We start from the raw sequence: 20,079 nt of genomic DNA, 5'->3' as shown, positions 1-20,079 counted from the left end.
GACCATGACGCCTTCGAAGCGAGACCGCGCCGCCGCCCTGCCCGCGGACCTGCGGGAAGCGCTGCGCCGCAGGCTGGCCGGACAGGCCGGCGGCGAGGGGCCCGGCGCCGGGCGGACCGTCCCGCGGGCCGACCGCAGCCGCCCGCTGCCCCTCTCCTTCGTCCAGCAGCGACTGTGGTTCCTGGACCGGCTGCGGCCCGGCGACCACCGCTACAACAGCGCCCTCGCCGTGCGCTTCACCGGGCCGCTGGAGCGCGAGGCGCTGGCCCGGGCGCTGACCGCCGTGGTGGCACGCCACGAGGGACTGCGGACCACCTTCGAGGAGACCGACGGCCACCTGGCGCAGACCGTGCGGCCGGCCGAGCCGGTGCCGCTGCCGGTCCGCGAGCCGACCCCGGCGGAAACCCTCGACGCGATCCTGCTGGCGGAGTACTCCCGCCCGTTCGACCTGCGCCAGGGCCCACCGCTGCGGGCCCTGCTGGTGCGCGAGTCGGATGCCGCGCACGTCCTGCTGCTGACCGCGCACCACATCGTCACCGACGGCTGGTCCATGGGCGTGGTCCTGGACGAGCTGTGCACCGCCTACGCCGCCCTGGTCCGGGGCGCGGCCCCCCAGCTGCCCCCGGTGGCCACGCAGTACCCCGACTTCGCGGTGTGGCAGCGCGAGCAGCTCTCCGGCGCCCGACTCGAGAAGCACCTCGCCTACTGGAAGGGGCAGCTGGCCGGCGCGGTCGCCCCCGAGCTGCCGCTGGACCGGCCCCGGCGCGGCGAGGAGGCCGGCGTGGGCGCGATCCACACCTTCACCGTCCCCGCGCGGCTGACGGCCCGGCTGCGCGACCTGGTGACCGAGCAGCACAGCACGCTCTACACCGCCCTGGTCGCCGCCACCCAGGCGCTGCTGGCCCGCTGGTCCGGCCAGGACGACATCACCGTGGGCTCCCTGACCTCCGGGCGCTCCCGCACCGACCTGGAACGGGCCGTCGGCTGCTTCGTCAACACGGTGGTGCTGCGCACCCCGGTGGAGCGGTCCTGGTCCTTCCGCGACCTGCTGTCGGCCGCCACCACCACCGTCAACGACTCCTTCGTGCACGGCGACACGCCCTTCGAGCGCCTGGTGGAGACGGTCGGCGCCCCCCGCGAGGCGGGCCGCAACCCGCTCTTCGACGTGATGGTCCTGCTGCACCCCGCCCCGCCCGCGCCCGCCGCCGCGCACGGGCTAGACGTCTCCCTGGTCGACGTGCCCCGGCAGGCGGCGACCTTCGACCTCAGCGTGGAGTTCGTCCCGGACGGGGAGGGTCTGACCGGCCTGCTGGAGTACCGCAGCGACCTGTTCGACGAGTCCACCGCGCGGCGGATGGCCGACCAACTGCTGCGGCTCCTGGAGGGCGTCGCCGCCGAACCGGACCGGCCACTGGGCACCGTGGCGCTGCTCTCCGCCGAGGAGGTCCGCCGGGTGACCCGGGAGTGGAACGGCGCCCGGCTGCCCGTCGACGACGCCTGCTACCCCGAACTCCTGGAGCGCCGGGCCGCCCTGACCCCGGCGGCCCCCGCCCTGGTCGCCGGCGGCGAGCGGCTGGACTACGCGACGCTCAACCGCCGGGCCAACCGGCTCGCCCACCACCTGATATCCCTCGGAGCGGGCCCCGAACGGCTGGTCGCGCTGACGCTGCCGCGCACCGCCGACATGATCGTGGCGATCCTCGCCGTCTGGAAGTCCGGCGCCGGCTACCTGCCGATCGACCCCGCCCTGCCTGCGGAGCGCGTGCGCTACCTGCTGCAGGACGCCCGGCCCGCGCTGGTCCTGGACGAGGACGCGTTGCGGGCCGCCCCGGCCACCGGCCGGGACACCGACCCCGTCGACGCCGACCGGCTCGCCCCGCTGCGCCCGGCGAACACCGCCTACGTCATCTACACCTCGGGCTCCACCGGCCGCCCCAAGGGCGTCGTGGTGGCGCACCGCGCGGTGACGCACCTGCTGGCCGCCCACCGGGCGGGCTTCGTCGCCGACGCGGGCGGCGGCCCGCTGCGGGTGGCGCTCACCGCCTCGTTCTCCTTCGACACCTCCTTGGAGGGCGTGCTGCTGATGGCCGACGGCCACCCGCTGCACGTGGTCGACGAGGTCACCCGGATGGATCCGGCCGCCCTGGTCGAGTACGTGGTCCAGCACCGCGTCGACTTCCTCGACGTGACCCCCTCCTACCTCGGTCAGCTGCTGCCCGCCGGGCTGCTCACCGATCCGCGGCACCGCCCGCGGGTGCTGATGCTCGGCGGCGAGGCGGTCGGCGCCGCCCTCTGGCGCGAGCTGGCCGCGCACCCCGGGGTGGCCGCCTACAACTTCTACGGCCCGACGGAGTGCACGGTCGACGCACTGGCCTGCCGGATCGCGGACGGCGACCGGGCGCTGGTGGGCCGCCCGCTGCCGAACGTGCGGGCCTACGTGCTGGACGACCGGCGCCGGCCGGTGCCGCCCGGCGTCGGCGGCGAGCTGTACCTGGCGGGCGAGCAGCTCGCCCGCGGCTACGCCGACCGTCCCGGGCTGACCGCGGCGCGGTTCACGGCCGACCCGTTCGGGCCGCCCGGTGCCCGGATGTACCGCACCGGAGACCTGGCCCGCTGGACCGCCGACGGGCGCCTGGACTACCTCGGGCGGGCCGACGACCAGGTCAAGGTGCGCGGCCACCGCGTCGAACCGGGCGAGGTCGAGGCGGCGCTGCTGGAGCTGCCCGCCGTCGGCGCGGCCGCGGTGGTGGCCGCGCCCGACGCACACGGCCGCGCCCGGCTGGCGGCCTACCTGGTGCCCGCCACCGGATACGCCGTGCCGCCCGCCGCCGACCTGCGGGCGGCGCTGCGGCAGGTGCTGCCCGACCACCTGGTGCCGTCCTCCTTCACCGCGCTCGACGCGCTGCCGCTCACCACCAGCGGCAAGCTCGACCGCCGCGCCCTGCCCGCCCCCGACCTCGAAGTGGACCGGCAGCAGAAGGAGTTCGTCGCCCCGCGGACCCCGGACGAGGAGGTGCTGGCGGGCATCTGGGCCGAGGTGCTCGGCGTCGCCAGGGTGGGCGTCACGGACAACTTCTTCGAGCTGGGCGGCGATTCGATCCTCAGCATCCAGGCCGTCTCCCGGGCCCGCGCCGCAGGCCTGCGGCTCGGTTCGAGCGACGTCTTCCGCCACCAGAGCGTCGCCGACCTCGCCGCCGCGGCGGCCCGCCGCCGGCTCGCCCCGGCGGCGACGGCGCGGCGAGCGCGGGGCGACGGACCCGCGCCGCTGACCCCGGTGCAGGAGTGGTTCTTCGCCACCCACGGCCCGCTGCGCCACTTCAGCATGTCGATGCTGCTCGACCTGCCGCGCGACCTGGACGAACGGGCGCTGGAGCTGGCGCTCGAAGCGGTGGCGGCCGCGCACCCGGCGCTGCGCACCCGGTTCACCCGCACCGGCGACGGCTGGCACCAGAGCCCCGGAGCCGGTCCGGTCGGCGGGTTGCTGACCTGCCACGACCCGGCCGCCCCCGCCGCCGACGCCGAGGCCGAGGACGCCGCCCGGCGCCGCGCGGCCGACGCGGCCCGCGCGGCCCTCGACCCGGCCAGCGGCGCGCTGCTGCGCGCGGCCCTGCTGCGGGCCGCCGACGGCGCCCGGCCCCAGCTGTTCGTGACGGCCCACCACCTGGCCGTGGACAGCGTCTCCTGGCGGGTGCTCCTGGCCGACCTCGCCCTGGCCTATCGGCAGGCGGCCGCCGGCGAGCCGGTCCGGCTGGACCCCGAGCAGACCCCGTTCACCGACTGGGCGCACCACGTCGCCGAGCGCGTTCGGGCCGGGGACCTCGACGGTGACCTGCCGTACTGGCTGGACGAGGTCTCGGCCGCGCCGGCCCCGCTGCCCGTCGACCTTCCCGGCAGCCCGCTGGCCGGCTCCGTCCGCACCGTTCGGACCAGGGTGGACCGGGCCACCACCGAGGCGCTGCTGCGCCAGGTCCCCGCGGTCTACCGCACCCAGGTCAACGACGTGCTGCTCAGCGCGCTGGGCCGGGTGCTCGCCGACTGGACGGGCGCCGGGCGGGTGGCCGTCGCCCTGGAGGGGCACGGCCGCGAGGAACTCGGCGGGCCGGCCGGCCACGAGCCCGACCTCTCCCGCACGGTCGGCTGGTTCACCACCCAGTACCCCGTCACCCTCACCCCGGTCGGAACGGCCGGCGCCCCGGACTGGGCCGCCACCCTGAAGGCGGTCAAGGAGCGGCTGCGGGCCGTCCCCCGGCGGGGCCTGAGCTACGAGGCGCTGGCCCGCCTCGGCTCGCCCGACCCGGCCGCGGCCGCCCTGCGGGCGGTGCCGCTGCCCCAGGTGTCCTTCAACTACCACGGCCAGTGGGCGGGCGCCGAAGGCGGCGACTTCGCCCCGGCCGGCGAGGCACCCGGCCGGGACATCGCCCCCGACGCGCCGCTGGACCACCTGCTCGACATCTCCGCCGTGGTGGCCGACGGCGAGCTGGAGATCACCTGGCACTACAGCGACCAGGTGCACGAGGCGGCCACCGTCCAGCACCTGGCGGCCGCGCTGACCGCCGCGCTGGCCGCCGTCGCCGCGCACTGCGCCCGCCCCGGCGCCGGCGGCCGCACCCCGTCCGACTTCCCGTTCGCCCGGCTGGACCAGGCCGGCGTGGACCGGCTGGTCGGCGACGGCCGGGCGGTGGAGGACCTGCTGCCCCTCACCCCGCTCCAGGAGGGCATGCTCTTCCACCGCCTGGTCGGCGGGCCCGACGACGTGTACGTCGACCAGGCCGCGCTGCTCCTGGACGGCGTGAGCGACCCCGACACCTTCGCCGCCGCCTGGCAGCGGGTGGCCGACCGCACGCCCGCCCTGCGCACGTCGGTGGTGTGGGAGGGCGTCCCCGTCCCGCTCCAGGTCGTGCACCGCGGCGCCCGGATCCCGGTCACCCAGCTGGACCTGCGCGCGGCGGGCCCGCAGGAGCGGGCCGAGCGGGTGGCCGCCGTGCGCGCGGAGGACCTCGCGCGCGGCGTGGACATCGCCGCGGCGCCGCTGATGCGGCTCACCCTGATCCGGCTGCCCGACGCGCGCTTGCACCTGCTCTGGACCTCCCACCACCTGATCCTGGACGGCTGGAGCCTGGCCCAGGTGCTCACCGACGTGTTCGAGGAGTACGCGGCGCTCAGCACCGGCGCCGAACCGCGACCGGCCGCACGCCGGCCCTTCGGCGACTACGTGCGCTGGCTGGCCGGGCAGGACGCCGCGGCCGCCAGGGCCCACTGGCGGGGCGTCCTGGAGGGGCTCGCCACCCCGACCCCGCTGCCCGTCGACCGGATCCGGCGCGGGCTCCACCAGGCCCGGTCGGCGGGCGTGCACCCGGCCGGGCTGTCGGAGGAGGTGTCGCAGCGGCTGGCCCGGACCGCCCGGCAGGCCGGGCTGACCATGGGCACCGTGGTCCAGGGCGCCTGGGCGCTGCTGCTGTCGCGCTACAGCGCCGAGCGGGACGTGCTGTTCGGGACCACCGTCTCCGGACGCCCCGACGACCTGCCCGGTGTCGAGTCGATGATCGGGATGTTCATCAACACCCTGCCCACCCGGGTCCGGGTGGACGGCGGGCGCACCGCCGCGGAGTGGCTCCGGGACCTCCAGGAGGCGCAGGCCGAGGCCCGGCGCTTCGCCGCGGTCTCGCTGGCCGAGCTGACCGGCATGAGTGAGGTGCCCTCCGGCAGCCCGCTCTTCGACAGCATGGTCGCCTTCGAGAACTATCCCTTCGACGAGGCCCGCTCGGCGGGCTCCGGCGTGCGACTGGCCGGCGTCTCCTCCCGGGACGCCACCAACCCGCTGGTGCTGCGGGCCTACCAGGGCGAGCGGTTCGGATTCGACCTCGCCTACGACCCGGAGCTGTTCGACGCCGGGACCGCGCGCACCCTGGCCGACCGCCTCTGCCTGCTGCTCACCGAGCTGGCCGGCGGCCTGGACCGCCCGCTGCGCGCCCTGGCCTGGACCACCGCCGAGGAACGGCGGCGGATGCTGGTCGACTGGAACGGCGCCGCGCAGGGCCGGCCGGACCGGACCCTGGTGGACCTCTTCGAGGCGCAGGCCGCCCGGACCCCGCACGCCGAAGCCGTGAGCTACGGCGACGAGCGCCTCGACTACGCCACGCTGGACGCGCGGGCCGACCGGCTCGCCCACCGACTGGCCGAACTCCACGCCTCGACCGAGCGGTTCGTGGCCCTCGCGCTGCCCCGCTCGACCGACCTGGTGGTGGCGGTCCTCGCCGTCCTCAAGACCGGCGCGGCCTACCTGCCGCTCGACCCGGCGCTGCCGCCCGAGCGCCTGGCCCAGCTGCTGCGCGACGTCCGGCCGGTGGCGCTGGTGACGCTCACCGGGGACGCCGCCGCGCCCGGGCCCACCGACGTGCCCGTGCTGGCGCTGGGCGACGCCGACGTGCGCGCCGACCTCGCGCGGCGCCCGGCCGGCAGGCTCGCCCCGCGCCGCCGCCCGCTGCCCGAGAGCCCGGCCTACGCCATCTTCACCTCGGGATCCACCGGGCGCCCGAAGGGAGTCGTGATCCCGCACGCCAACGTGGTGCGGCTGTTCGACCGCACCGCCGAGTGGTTCGGCTTCGGCGCCGAGGACGTCTGGACGCTCTTCCACTCCTACACCTTCGACTTCTCGGTGTGGGAGTTCTGGGGCCCGCTGCTGCACGGCGGCCGGCTCGTCGTGGTTCCCGAGGACACCGCCCGCTCCCCGGAGGACTTCCTGCGCCTGCTGGCCGACGAGCGGGTCACCGTCCTCAACCAGACCCCGTCCGCGTTCTACCCGTTGATCCGCGCCGACGCCGAGAACCCGGCCCTGGCGGACCGGTTGGCGCTGCGCACGGTGGTCTTCGGCGGCGAGGCGCTGGACGTGACGAGGCTGGCCGACTGGTACGACCGCCACCCGGACGGCGCGCCGCGCCTGGTCAACATGTACGGCATCACCGAGACGACCGTGCACGTCACCCATGCCCCGCTGGACCGCGCCACGGCCCGCGCCGGCGGCCCCGGACCGATCGGCACCGGCATCCCCGACCTGCGGGTGTACGTGCTGGACGCCGACCTGGCGCCGGTCCCCCCCGGTGCGGTGGGCGAGCTGTTCGTCGCGGGGGAGGGCCTCGCCCGCGGCTACCTGAACCGGCCGGGCCTGACCGCCGCCCGCTTCGTCGCCGACCCGTTCGGGCGTCCCGGCGCCCGGATGTACCGCACCGGCGACCGGGCCCGCCGTCGGGCCGACGCCACCCTGGAGTACCTGGGCCGCGCCGACCAGCAGGTGAAGATCCGCGGCTACCGGATCGAGCCCGGCGAGATCGAGGCCGCCCTGCACGCCCATCCGGGTGTGGGCGCCGCCGCCGTGGGCGTGTACGAGGACACCGCCGGCACCCGCCGCCTGGTGGCCCACGTGGTCGGCGGCGGTGCGCGCGCCGAAGCCCCGCCGTCCGCCGCCGAGCTGCGCGCGCACCTGGAGCGGCTGCTGCCCCCCTACATGGTGCCCGCCGCCTACGTCCCGATGGCGGCCCTGCCGCTCACCGTCAACGGCAAGCTCGACCGGCGGGCGCTGCCCGCGCCGGGCCCGGACGGTTTCGCGGCCGGCCACGACCGCACCGCCCCCCGCACCCGGGCCGAACGGCTGGTCGCCGAGGCCTGGGCGGACGTCCTGGACACCGACGAGGTCGGCGTGGACGACGACTTCTTCGCCCTCGGCGGCGACTCCATCCTCGCGATCCGGGTCACCTCCCGGCTGCGCGCGGCGTTCGGCACGGACGTCTCGCCCCGGCTGCTGTTCAGCCACGGCAGACTGGCCGACCTGGCCGCCGCCCTCGGCGAGCCGGCCGCCGGGGGGAGCCCGTCGGCCGACGCGATCCCCGCCGCCGACCCGGCCGTCGAGCCGCCGCTGTCCTACGCCCAGCAGCGGCTCTGGTTCCTCGACCGCTTCGAGCCGGACGGCACCGAGTACACCACCCTGTCCGTGCTGCGCCTGCGCGGAGCGCTCGACGAGAGCGCCCTGCGCACCGCGCTGGACGCGCTGGTGGCCCGGCACGAGGCGCTGCGCACCACGTTCACCGAACAGGACGGGCGCGCCCGGCAGAGCGTGCGGCCGGCGCAGCCGGTCGAGCTGCCGGTGGACGACCTCCGCGGGCAGCCCCCGGCGCTCCTGGAGGCACTGCTGGAACGCGTCGCCGCCACCCCGTTCGACCTGGCCGCCGGGCCGTTGCTGCGGGCCCGGCTGGTGCGGACGGCCGAGGACGAGCACGTGCTCGTGCTGGCCGTGCACCACATCGCCACCGACGGCTGGTCGGTGGCCGTCCTCGGCCGCGACCTGGGCGAGCTGTACGCGGCCGCCCTCGAACGGCGCCGCCCCGAGCTGCCCGAGCTGCCCGTGCGGTACACCGACTACGCCGTCTGGCAGCGCGCCCGCACCGACCGCGCCGAGGCGGACCTCGCCCACTGGCGCCAGGCCCTGGACGGCCTGGAGCCGCTGGACCTGCCCACCGACCGTCCGCGCCCCGCCGTCCGCACCCGGGACGGCGCCCTGCTGACCTTCACCCTGCCCGCCGCGCTGACCGGACGGCTGCGCGAGCGCGGGCGGGAGGCCGACGCCACCCTCTACATGACCCTGCTGACGGCGTGCCAGGTGCTGCTCGCCCGCTGGGCCGGCCAGCAGGACGTCGCCGTGGGCACCGTCGCCTCGGGCCGGGAGCGGCCCGAACTCCACGACGTGGTGGGCATCTTCGTCAACACCCTGGTGCTGCGCGCCCAGGTGCGCCCGGAGATGTCGTTCCACGAGCTGCTGGGCCGGTCCCGGGACACCGTCCTGGCGGCGTTCGCCCACCAGGAGGTGCCGTTCGAGCGGCTGGTGGACACCCTCCAGCCGGAGCGCGACACCAGCCGCACGCCGCTGTTCCAGGTGATGGTGGCCCTGCACAACCTGGGCACCGAGGCACCCCGTCTGCCGGGCCTGGAGGTGGCACCGCTGGCACCGCCGGTCCGCAGCGCCACCTTCGACCTCGCCTTCGACTTCGTCGAGCGCGACGGCGGCCTGACCGGCTACCTGGAGTACAGCACCGGCCTGTTCGACGAGGCCACCGCCGAGCGGCTGGCCGGCTGGCTGCGGACCCTGCTGGAGGCGGTGGCCGAGGACCCGGGCAGCGCCGTCGCCACCCTGCCGCTGATGACCGCCGACGAACGCCGCCGGGTGCTCCGGACGGGGCAGGGCGAGCCGATGGCAGTGCCGGACACCACCTTTCCCGCCCTGTTCGAGGCGCAGGCCGCCCGTACCCCGCACGCCACCGCCCTGGTGGCCGGGGACGCCACCCTCGACTACGCCGCCCTCAACGGGCGGGCCAACCGGCTCGCCCGCCACCTCGTCTCCCGTGGCGCCGGACCGGAACAGGTGGTCGCGGTCCGGCTGCCGCGCACCTCGGACCTGCTGGTGGCCCTGCTCGCGGTGCTCAAGGCGGGTGCCACCCTCCTCTGCCTGGACCCCGAACTCCCCGAGGAGCGGGCCGCCTTCCTGCTCGCCGACGCCCGTCCGCGGACGCTGCTGACGGAGCGGGAGCTGCACGAGGTGCCGTGGGACCGGCTGCCCGCCCACGACCTCACCGACGCCGACCGCCGCCATCCGCTGCTGCCGCGGCACACGGCCTACCTCATCTACACCTCCGGCTCCACCGGCCGACCCAAGGGCGTCGCCGTGGAGCACCGCCAGCTGGTCAACCTGTGCCAGGACCACCGCGCGGGGCTGTTCGCGCCGCACCTGACGGAGGGGCGTCCCCTGCGGATGGCGCTCAGCGCCTCGTTCTCCTTCGACACCAGCTGGGAGGGCCCGCTGCTGCTCACGTTCGGCCAGGAGGTGCACCTCATCGACGAGGACGTCCGGCTCGACCCGGAGGCCTTCTGCGCCCAGATCGCCGAACGCCGCTTGGACGTGGTCAACGTCACCCCCTCCTACCTGCGTGAACTCTCGGCCGCCGGGCTGTTCGCGGCGGGCCGCCACCACCCGGGCCTGCTGCTGGTCGGCGGCGAGGCGGTCCCGCCCGCCGCCTGGCAGGAGCTGTGCGCGGCGCAGCACGACCTCGGCGTCACCGCCTACAACGTCTACGGGCCCACCGAGTGCACCGTCGACGCGCTCTACGGCCGGTGCGCGGACCGCCCCGAGCGCCCGGTCGTCGGCCGCCCCGGCCGCAACCTGCGGGCCTACGTGCTCGACGAGGCCCTGCGGCCGGTGCCGCCGGGCATGGCGGGGGAGCTGTACCTGGCCGGGGCGCAGGTGGCCCGCGGCTACCTGAACCGCCCGGGCCTGACCGCCGCCCGCTTCGTGGCCGACCCGTTCGGCGCGCCGGGGGAGCGCATGTACCGCACCGGCGACCGGGCCCGCTGGGACGCCCAGGGCCTGCTGGAGTTCCTCGGCCGGGCCGACGAGCAGGTCAAGATCAGGGGGTTCCGGATCGAGCCCGGCGAGGTGGAGGCCGCCCTGCTCGACCACCCGGACGTCGCCGAGGCGGTGGTCACCGCCCGCGAGCACGCCGGCCGGCTGATGCTCGTCGGCTACCTGGTGCCTGCCGGGGACCGGATCCCGCCCACCGAGGAACTGCGGGTCCGGCTGCGGCGGACGCTGCCCGACCACATGGTGCCCGCCGCTTTCGTCCCGCTGGCTCGGATCCCGCGCAACTCCAGCGGCAAGACCGACCGCCGCGCCCTGCCCGCCCCGCCCGCCCAGCCCGACGGCGGCAACGCGTTCGTGGCGCCGCGGCCCGGCACCGAGGAGCGGCTCGCCGCGATCTGGGCCGAGGTGCTGGGTGTGGCCCGGGTGGGCGCGCACGACAACTTCTTCGCGCTCGGCGGGGACTCCATCCTCAGCATCCAGATCGTCTCCCGGGCCCGGGCCGGCGGGCTCGTGCTGACCACCAAGGACGTCTTCCGGCACCAGAGCGTCGCCGAACTCGCACTGGTGGTCGGTGCGGCGGGCTCGCGCCCGGACGCCGGGGGCGACCCCTCGCCCACCGAGGCGCCGCTCACCCCGATCCAGCACTGGTACCTGGACGGCCGCCGCCCCGGCGACCCGATGCGCTTCACGATGACCCAGCGGGTGGAACTGGCCCCGGGCGCGGACCCGTCGGCCCTGGACCAGGCAGCGGCGGCCCTGGTGCGCTGCCACGCGGCCCTGCGCACCCGGCTGCGCCACACCGGCACCGGCTGGCGCCAGGAGGTGCTCGCCGAGGCGCCCCGGAGCGTCTTCACCCGGTACGAGGCGGCCGGCCTCGACCCCGCGGCCCTGGAAGCGGCGGTGCAGGACACCACGGCCTCGGCCCAGGCCGAACTGGACCCGACCGAGGGCCGGATGGTCCGCGTGCTCTTCTTCGACCGCGGTGCCCGGCAGCCGGGCCAGCTCGTCGTCACCGTGCACCACCTGGCCGTGGACGGCGTCTCCTGGCGCATCCTGTTGGCCGACCTCGAAGCGGCCTACCAGGCGGTCGGTGCCGGCCGCGGCGCCGAACTGCCCCCGGCGGGCACCTCCTACGGCCACTGGGCGACCCGGCTGGAGCAGCACACCCGCTCCGGCGCGCTGGCCGCCGACGCCGCGTACTGGGCGCGGACCGCCACGGCCCCCGCCGACCTGCCCGCCGGCCGGCCCGGACCCAACACCCACGGCGGCGCCGCCACCCTCACCGTGACGCTGGACGCGGAGACGACCGAGGCCCTGCTGCGCCAGGTCCCCGAGGTCTACCGCACCCAGGTCAACGACGTGCTGCTCAGCGCCCTGGGGCGCACCCTGGCGCGCTGGTGCGGTCGCGAGAGCGTGCTGGTGGGCGTGGAGGGGCACGGCCGGGAGGACCTCTTCGACGACCTGGACCTGTCCCGGACGGTGGGCTGGTTCACCGCCGAGTTCCCGCTCGCCCTGAGCGTGGCCCCCGACGCCGGATGGCACGAGACGCTGCGCTCGGTCAAGGAGCAGCTGCGTGCCGTCCCGCTGCGCGGGCTGAGCCACGGTGCGCTGCGCCACCTGCTGCCGGGCGATGTGCCGGCGGGTGCGCCGGCTCCGCGGATCGGCTTCAACTACCACGGCCGGTGGGACGCCGAGAGCGCCGGCGCCGACGGTCTCTACCGCGCGTCGCTGCCCCCGGCCGGCCGCGACACCGACCCGGACGAAGCCCGCCCCTACCTCCTGGACGTCACGGGGGTGGTCCAGCACGGGCGCCTGGAACTGGGCTGGACCTACCCGGCGGCCGTCTACGACGAGGCCGAGGTCCGCGCACTGGCCGAGGAGATGCGCACCGCCCTGCGCGAGATCGCGGCGCACTGCGCCCGCCCCGGGGCCGGCGGCCGCACCCCCTCCGACTTCCCGCTCGCCGGCCTGACCCAGGACCAGCTGGACCGGCTCGTCGGCGACGGGCGCCAGGTCGCCGACGTGCTGCCGCTGACCCCGCTCCAGTCCGGGATGCTCTTCCACGGGCTGGTCGACACCGAGGGCGCCTACTTCGACCGGATCGTGGTGCGGCTGGCCGGCGTGGCCGACCCGCGCGTGTTCGCCGAGGCCTGGCAGCTGCTGGCCGACCGCACGCCCGCGCTGCGCACCGGCGTGCACTGGCGGGGCCTGCCGCATCCCGTTCAACTCGTGCTCCAGCGAGCCGAGGTGCCCGTCACCCTGCTGGACTGGCGGCAGCTGCCGGCGGACCGGCAGGAGGCCGAGACCGAGCGGCTGCTCGCCGTGGATCGCGCGGCGGGCATGGACCTCACCGCCGCGCCGCTCACCCGCCTCACGCTGGCCGCGCTCCCCGGTGACGAGGTACTGCTGCTCTGGTCCACCCACCACCTGATCCTGGACGGCTGGAGCAGCGGGCAGTTGCTGACCGAGGTCTGCGACCAGTACGCCGCGCTGACCGGCGGCGCCGCGCGGGGGTCCCGCCCGTCGAGGCGCCCTTTCGCGGACTTCCTCCGCTGGCTGGCCGAGCAGGACGGGCAGGCGGCCGAGCACTACTGGGCCGACGCCCTGGCCGGCTTCACCGCGCGCAACCCGCTGCCGTACGACCGGGTGCCCGGCCAGGCGCACCGCGCCCGCTCCGCCGCCACCGTCCACCACGAGCTGGACCAGGACCTCTCCCAGCGGCTGCGGGAGCGGGCCGCGCACGCCGGACTGACCGTCAACACCGTGGTCGAGGGGGCCTGGGCCCTGCTGCTGGCGCGCTACGGCGGCAGCGACGACGTGGTCTTCGGCACCACCGTCTCGGGCCGGCCGGCGGAGCTGCCCGGCGTCGAGTCGATGATCGGCATGTTCATCAACACCGTGCCGACCCGGGTCCGGATACCCGCCACCGGCGGCGTGCTGCCCTGGCTGCGCGGGCTCCAGGCGCGCCAGAGCGACGGGCGCCCCTTCGACCACCTGGCCCTGACCCGGATCCAGGCGCTGAGCGAGGTACCGGCCGGCGAGGCGCTCTTCGACAGCATGGTGGTGTTCGAGAACTACCCCGTCGACGAGTCCGTCGCGGCCAGGACCGGTGTGCGGGTGACGGAGGTACGGGCCGACGACGCCACCACCTTCCCGTGGTGCCTGCGTGCCTACCTGACCGAGCGGCTCGGCCTCGACCTGGCCTACGACCCCGCGCTGTTCGACCGGTCCACGGTGGAGCGCGCGGCCCAGCGCCTTGCGGTGCTGCTCACCGCCCTCGTCGACGGTCTGGACGGTGAGGTGGGCGAGCTGGAGCCGCTGACCGCGGCCGACCGGGAGCTGCTGGCGTCCTGGCAGAGCACCGCTCGCCCGGCGGCGGCGAAGAGCCCGGTGGCGCTCTTCGCCGAGCAGGCCCGCCGCACACCCGAGGCGGTCGCGGTGCGGCACGGCGAGGACGACCTGACCTACCGCCGGCTCGACCGGTGGTCGGACCGGCTGGCCGCCCGGCTGCTGGCCGACGGCCTGGCCGTCGAGGGGCGGGTGGCGCTGGCGATGGACCGCTCGGTCGAGCTCGTCGTCGCCCAGCTCGCCGTCCTCAAGGCGGGCGGTGCCTACGTCCCGGTGGACGTCCGGGCGTCCGAGGAACGCCGCCGCGCGCTGCTCGCCCGGGCCGGCGCCACCGTCCGGCTCACCACCGACCAGGTCGCCGCCGTCCGTACCGAGGCGGCCGGGCAGCCCGTGCTGTCCGCGCCGCCGGCCGACCCCGACCGGCTGGCCTACGTGATGTTCACCTCCGGATCCACCGGCGAGCCCAAGGCGGTGGCGGTCCGGCACCGCGACGTGGCCTCGCTGGCCACCGACAGCCGCTTCACCGACGGCAGTTGCGAACAGGTGCTGTTGCACTCCCCGGTGGCCTTCGACGCGAGCACCTTCGAGGTCTGGGCACCGCTGCTCAACGGCGGCCGGGTGGTCGTCGCCCCCGACGGGCCGGTGGACGCGGCGCTGCTGCGGCGGCTGACGTCCGGCGGGCTGACGGCGCTGTGGCTCACCGCCGGGCTCTTCCGCCTGCTGGCCCAGGACGCGCCGGACTGCTTCACGGGCCTGCGCCGGCTGTGGACCGGCGGCGACGTGGTGCCCGCCGCCGCCGTGCGCCGGGTCCTCGCCGCCTGCCCCGGCCTGTGCGTGGTGGACGGCTACGGACCCACCGAGACCACCGTCTTCGCGACGTCCTTCGCCCTCACGGACCCGGCGGCGGTGCCCGACACCGTGCCCGTCGGCCACCCCCTGGACGACAAGCGGGTGTACGTCCTCGACCGCCGCCTGCGGCCCGTGCCGCCCGGCTGCGCGGGCGAGCTGTTCATCGCCGGTGAGGGCCTGGCGCGCGGCTACCTGGGCCGGCCCGGCGAGAGCGCGGCACGCTTCCCGGCCGACCCGTACGGCGCGCCGGGGGAGCGGATGTACCGCACCGGTGACCTGGCCAGGCGGCGGCCGGACGGCGCCGTGGAGTTCCTGGGCCGCACCGACGACCAGGTGAAGATCCGCGGCTTCCGGGTCGAGCCCGGCGAGGTGGCGGCCGCGCTGGCCGCGCACCCGGGGGTCGCCGACACCGCCGTGGTCGTCCGCGAGGACCGCCCCGGCGCCCGACAGCTGGTGGCGTACGTCGTCGGCCCCGCGGGCGCCGACCCGGCGCAGCTGCGGGACTTCGCCGCCCGCCTGCTGCCCGACTACCTCGTCCCCACCGCCTTCGTCCCGCTCGCCGCCCTTCCGCTGAGCCGCAACGGCAAGCTCGACCGCGCGGAACTTCCGGCGCCGGACGCCGACCGCGACGCCGGGCCCCGCGAGCGCCTCGCGCCGCGCACCGAGGCCGAACGCCGCACGGCCGAGGTCTTCGGAGAGGTGCTGGGCACAGCCCCGCCCGGAGTGGAAGACGGCTTCTTCGAGCTGGGCGGGGACTCCATCCTCAGCATCCGGCTCGCCGCCCGGCTGGCCGAGGCGTTCGGCACCGACCTGACGCCCCGCGCGGTCTTCCTCCACCCCACCCCGGCCGCACTGGCCCGGCTGCTCACGCAGGAGCGGCGACCCTGCGGCGCGGACCCCGCCGTCGTCCCGGTCGCCCGCGAAGCGGCGCCGCCGATGTCCTACGCCCAGCAACGCCTCTGGTTCCTGGAGGAGTTCGCGCCCGGCGGCACCGAGTACGTCACCGCGCTCGCGCTTCGCCTGCACGGCGCCCTGGACCTCGGCGCCCTCGGCGCGGCCCTGAACGCGCTGGTGGCCCGCCACGAGTCGCTGCGCACCACCTTCGACAGCGTCGACGGGCGCGGCGTCCAGCTCGTCCATCAGCCGGGGGAGGTGCCGCTCGCGCTCCACGACCTCTCCGAACTGCCCGATCAGGAAAGGCAGTCCGCGCTGCGCGGGCTGCTCGCCGACGAGCAGGGCCGACCCTTCGACCTGCGTCGGGGCCCGCTGCTGCGGGTCACCCTGGTCCGGCTGGCCGACGGTGACCACGTGCTGGCCCTCACCCTGCACCACATCGTCACCGACGGCTGGTCGACCGCCGTCCTGCTCACCGACCTGGCCCACCTCTACCGCGCCGAACTGGGCTCCGACGAAGCCCAGTTGCCGCCCCTGCCGGTGCAGTACGCCGACTACGCGCACTGGCAGCGCACGGCCGGCGCCGCCGCCGCCGACGATCAGCTCGACTACTGGAGGAAGCAGCTGGCGGGCGCCGAGCCGCTCCACCTGCCCACCGACCGGCCGCGGCCCGCGGTGCGCACCAGCAACGGAGCCACCGCCCGCCTGGAGGTGCCCGCCCCGACCGCCCGCCGGCTGGCCCGGGTCGGCCGGGAGCAGGGCGCCACCCTGTTCACCACGCTGGTCGCCGCCACCCAGGCCTACCTCGCCCGGCTCAGCGGGGACGCGGACATCGCGGTCGGCACCGTCACCTCCGGCCGCGACCGGGCCGAGACGCGGAACCTCGTCGGGTTCTTCGTCAACACCCTGGTCCTGCGCTCCCGGGTCGAGGCGGGGCAGCCCTTCACCGAGTTCCTCGGCGGCGTGCGGCACACGGTGCTGGACGCCTTCGCGCACCAGGAGGTGCCGTTCGAACGGGTGGTCGACGAGGTGCAGCCGGTCCGCGACACCAGCCGCAGCCCGCTCTTCCAGGTCATGGTCGTCCTGCAGAACACCCCGGCCGCCGACCTGGAACTTCCCGGCCTCGCCGTCACCGACGTCGAGACCGAGCTGGAACAGGCGCCGTTCGACCTCACCCTGGAGTTCGCCGAGACGGATTCCGGAGCGCTGCGCGCCCTGATCAGCTACAACACCGACCTGTTCGACGCGGTCACCGCCGAGCGCATCGCCGACCAGCTCGCCACCCTGCTCGCCGCCGTCGCCGAAGGCCCCGAACGCCCCATCGGCGCCCTCCCACTGGCCTCCGACGACGAGCTGAAGGCCCTGCTCGACCAGGCCCGGGGGACGTTCCGGCCGGTGCCCGAGGCGACCCTGCCCGAGCTGTTCGAACAGCAGGCGGCCCGCACTCCCCACGCGGTGGCGCTGCTGGACGGCGAACGCGAACTGACCTACGCGCAGCTGGAACGGGCGGCCAACCGGCTGGCCCACCGGCTGATCCGCCAGGGCGTGGGGCCGGAGCGGGTGGTGGCCCTGGCGCTGCCGCGCGCGGCCGAGACGGTGGTGGCGCAGCTCGCCGTGAGCAAGGCCGGCGGCGCCTTCCTCCCGGTCGACCCCGGCTACCCGGCCCGGCGAAGGGAGTTCATGGCGCGCGACGCGGGCGCCTTCCTGGTGCTCGACGACCCGGCCGAGGTGTGGACGGCCGACGGAGCGCCGACACCGCCCACCGACGCCGACCGCGCCACCGCGCTCAGCACCGGCCACCCCGCCTACGTCATCTACACCTCGGGATCGACCGGGACCCCCAAGGGCGTGCTCGTCACCCACCGCGGACTGGCCGGCTTCGCCGCGGCCGCCGCCGAGCAGTACGCGGCCGGCCCCGGCGACCGGGTACTCCAGTTCGCCTCGCCCAGCTTCGACGCCTCGGTGCTGGAGCTGTGCGTCTCGCTGCTCAGCGGGGCCACCCTGGTCACCGGCGAACAGGGCCCGCTGGTCGGCGAGCGGCTGGCCGAGGTGCTCGCCGACCGGCGGATCAGCCACACGCTGATCCCGCCGGCGGCCCTGGCCACCGTGGACCCGGCCGCGGCCGCCGCGCTGCCCGCGCTGCGCACCCTCATCGTCGGTGCCGAGGCCTGCCCGGCCGACCTGGTCGACACCTGGGCCCCCGGACGGCGGATGGTCAACTCCTACGGCCCCACCGAGGCCACCGTGGTCGCCAGCTGGACCGGCCCGCTGGCGGCGGGCGCGGGCACCCCACCGATCGGCCGGCCCGCCGGACCCACCAGCGTCTACCTGCTGGACGCCGCCCTGCGGCCGGTCCCGCCCGGCGTGACCGGGGAGCTGTACGTCGCCGGGCCCGCCCTGGCCCGCGGCTACCTGAACCGCCCGGGCCTGACCGCCGCCCGCTTCGTGGCCGACCCGTTCGGCGCGCCGGGGGAGCGGATGTACCGCACCGGCGACCTCGCGCGCCGCCACGGCGACGGAGAACTGCGTTTCGTGGGCCGGATGGACGACCAGGTCAAGCTGCGCGGCTTCCGGATCGAGCCCGGCGAGGTGGAGAGTGCGCTGCGCCGCAGCGCCCTGGTGCGGGACGCGGTCGTGACCGTGCGCACCGGCGCAGCCGGGGACGGCCCGGGAGCCGGGCCCGCCAGGCTGGTGGCCTACCTCGTCCTCGCCGAGACCTACGCCGGTCCGGCCGGTCCGGCCGGTCCCGCCGGTCCCGCCGGTCCCCTGGCGGACCGGGTGCCCGTCGCCGAGCTGCGCGCGCACCTGGCCGAGCTGCTGCCCCCGCACATGGTCCCCTCCCTCTTCGTGCCACTGGAGCGGCTGCCGCTCACCCCGAGCGGCAAGACCGACCGCCGGGCGCTGCCCGACCCCGGACCCGCCCAGGCCGCCGCCGGGCCACGGGTCGCCCCGCGCACCGACACCGAACGCCGGATCGCCCGGATCTGGTCCGATGTGCTGGGCATCGAGGAGATCGGCGCCGACGACAACTTCTTCGTCCTCGGCGGCGACTCCATCCTGAGCATGCAGGTGGTCTCGCGGCTGCGCCGGGACGGCCTGCACCTGGCGACCCGGGACCTGTTCAGCCACCAGACCGTCGCACAGCTGGCCACCGTCGTGCGCGACGCCCCGCAGCGCGCCGACGACGCACCGGTGACCGGCGAGGTGCCGCTCACGCCCATCCAGGAATGGTTCCTCGGCACCCCGCGCGCCGCCCACCACCACTTCAACCAGTCGACGCTCCTCGAACTCGGCGCCGCCCCCGACCCGCGGGCGCTGCGCACGGCCCTGCACGCCCTGCTGGAGCACCACGACGCGCTGCGCATGCGCTTCACCCGGGACGAGGCGGGCTGGCACCAGTTCAACCCGCCGCCGGCCCCCGCCGACGACGTTCTGGAGCACCACGACCTGACCGGGCAGACCTCCGAACAGGCCGCCGCCGTCGCACGGGCCGCCGACGCCGTGCACGCCGGATTCGACCTGGCCCGCGGCCCGCTCCTGCGGGCGGCGCTGTTCACCGGCGACCCCGGCCAACCGGTCCTGCTGCTCCTGGTCGCCCACCACCTGGTCGTCGACGCCGTCTCCTGGCGCATCCTGCGCGACGACCTGGAGAGCGCCTACCGACAGGCCGAGCAGGGCGAACCGGTCACCCTCGGCGAACGCGGCACGTCCTTCCGGGACTGGGCGCTCGGACTCGCCGCCCACGTCGCCGCGGGCGCCCTGGACGACGAACTGCCCCACTGGGAGCAGGCGGTGTCCGCCGGGCCCGCCCGGGCAGCCCGCCCCGCCGACCCGGACGCCGACGCCGACGCCGGGGCGGGTGAGCGGGCGACGGTGAGCGTGGAACTGGACGAGGCGGACACCACGGCCTTGCTGCGGGCCGCGCCGACCGCCTACCGCACCCGTGTCAACGACGTCCTGCTGGCCGCGCTCGCCCTGGCGCTGGCCCGCTGGACCGAAAGCGAACAGGTCCGGCTGGACCTGGAGGGACACGGCCGCGAGGACGTGCTCGACGGCGTCGACCTCTCCCGGACGGTCGGCTGGTTCACCACCGTCTACCCGGTCGCCTTCCAGGTGCCCGCACCCGGCGAGTTCGGACCCGACCGCGACTGGCGGTCCCTGGTGAAGTCGGTGCGCCGCCAACTGCGCGCGGTGCCGGGCAACGGGCTCGGCTTCGGCGCGCTGCGCACCTTCGGCCCGCCCGAGGTCCGCGAGCGGCTCGCCGCCGGCGCCCGGGGCGAGGTGGTCTTCAACTACCTCGGCCAGTGGGACTCCCGCCCCGAGAACACCGGCCGCGGCCTGGTGCGCGTCGAGCGCGGCTCGTTCGGGCAGGACCACGACCCCCGCGACGGCGGCTCCCACCCGCTGGAAGTGGTGGGCGCGGTCCAGGACGGCCGCCTCGCCTTCACCTGGCACCACCGCCCCGCCGTCCACGACACGGCCAGTGTGCGCGGCGTGGCCGAGGAGTTCGGCGAGGCCCTGCGCCACATCGCCCGGCACGCCCGAGGAAGCCGATGACCGCGCCGTACCCGCCGGCGGGCCGCGGC

General features: G+C 76.4%; 1 protein-coding gene. It reads left to right on the top strand.

Annotation, left to right across the window (positions count from 1 at the left end):
- The first annotated feature begins 4 nt into the window (after positions 1-4).
- Positions 5-20,050 (top strand): non-ribosomal peptide synthase/polyketide synthase, encoded by a 20,046-nt coding sequence (locus ABT263_RS17810; RefSeq protein WP_352291322.1) that lies wholly within the window; start codon positions 5-7, stop codon positions 20,048-20,050.
- Positions 20,051-20,079 lie beyond the last annotated feature (29 nt).

It is taken from the genome of Kitasatospora sp. NPDC001603 (assembly GCF_040298365.1).
GTDB lineage: Bacteria > Actinomycetota > Actinomycetes > Streptomycetales > Streptomycetaceae > Kitasatospora.
This window is presented reverse-complemented; position numbering and strand designations above follow the sequence as displayed.

What these genes read in the sequence shown, in the direction of transcription:
- ABT263_RS17810 (WP_352291322.1), top strand. Translation starts at nt 5, where the DNA reads ATGACGCCTTCGAAGCGAGACCGCGCCGCCGCCCTGCCCGCGGACCTG.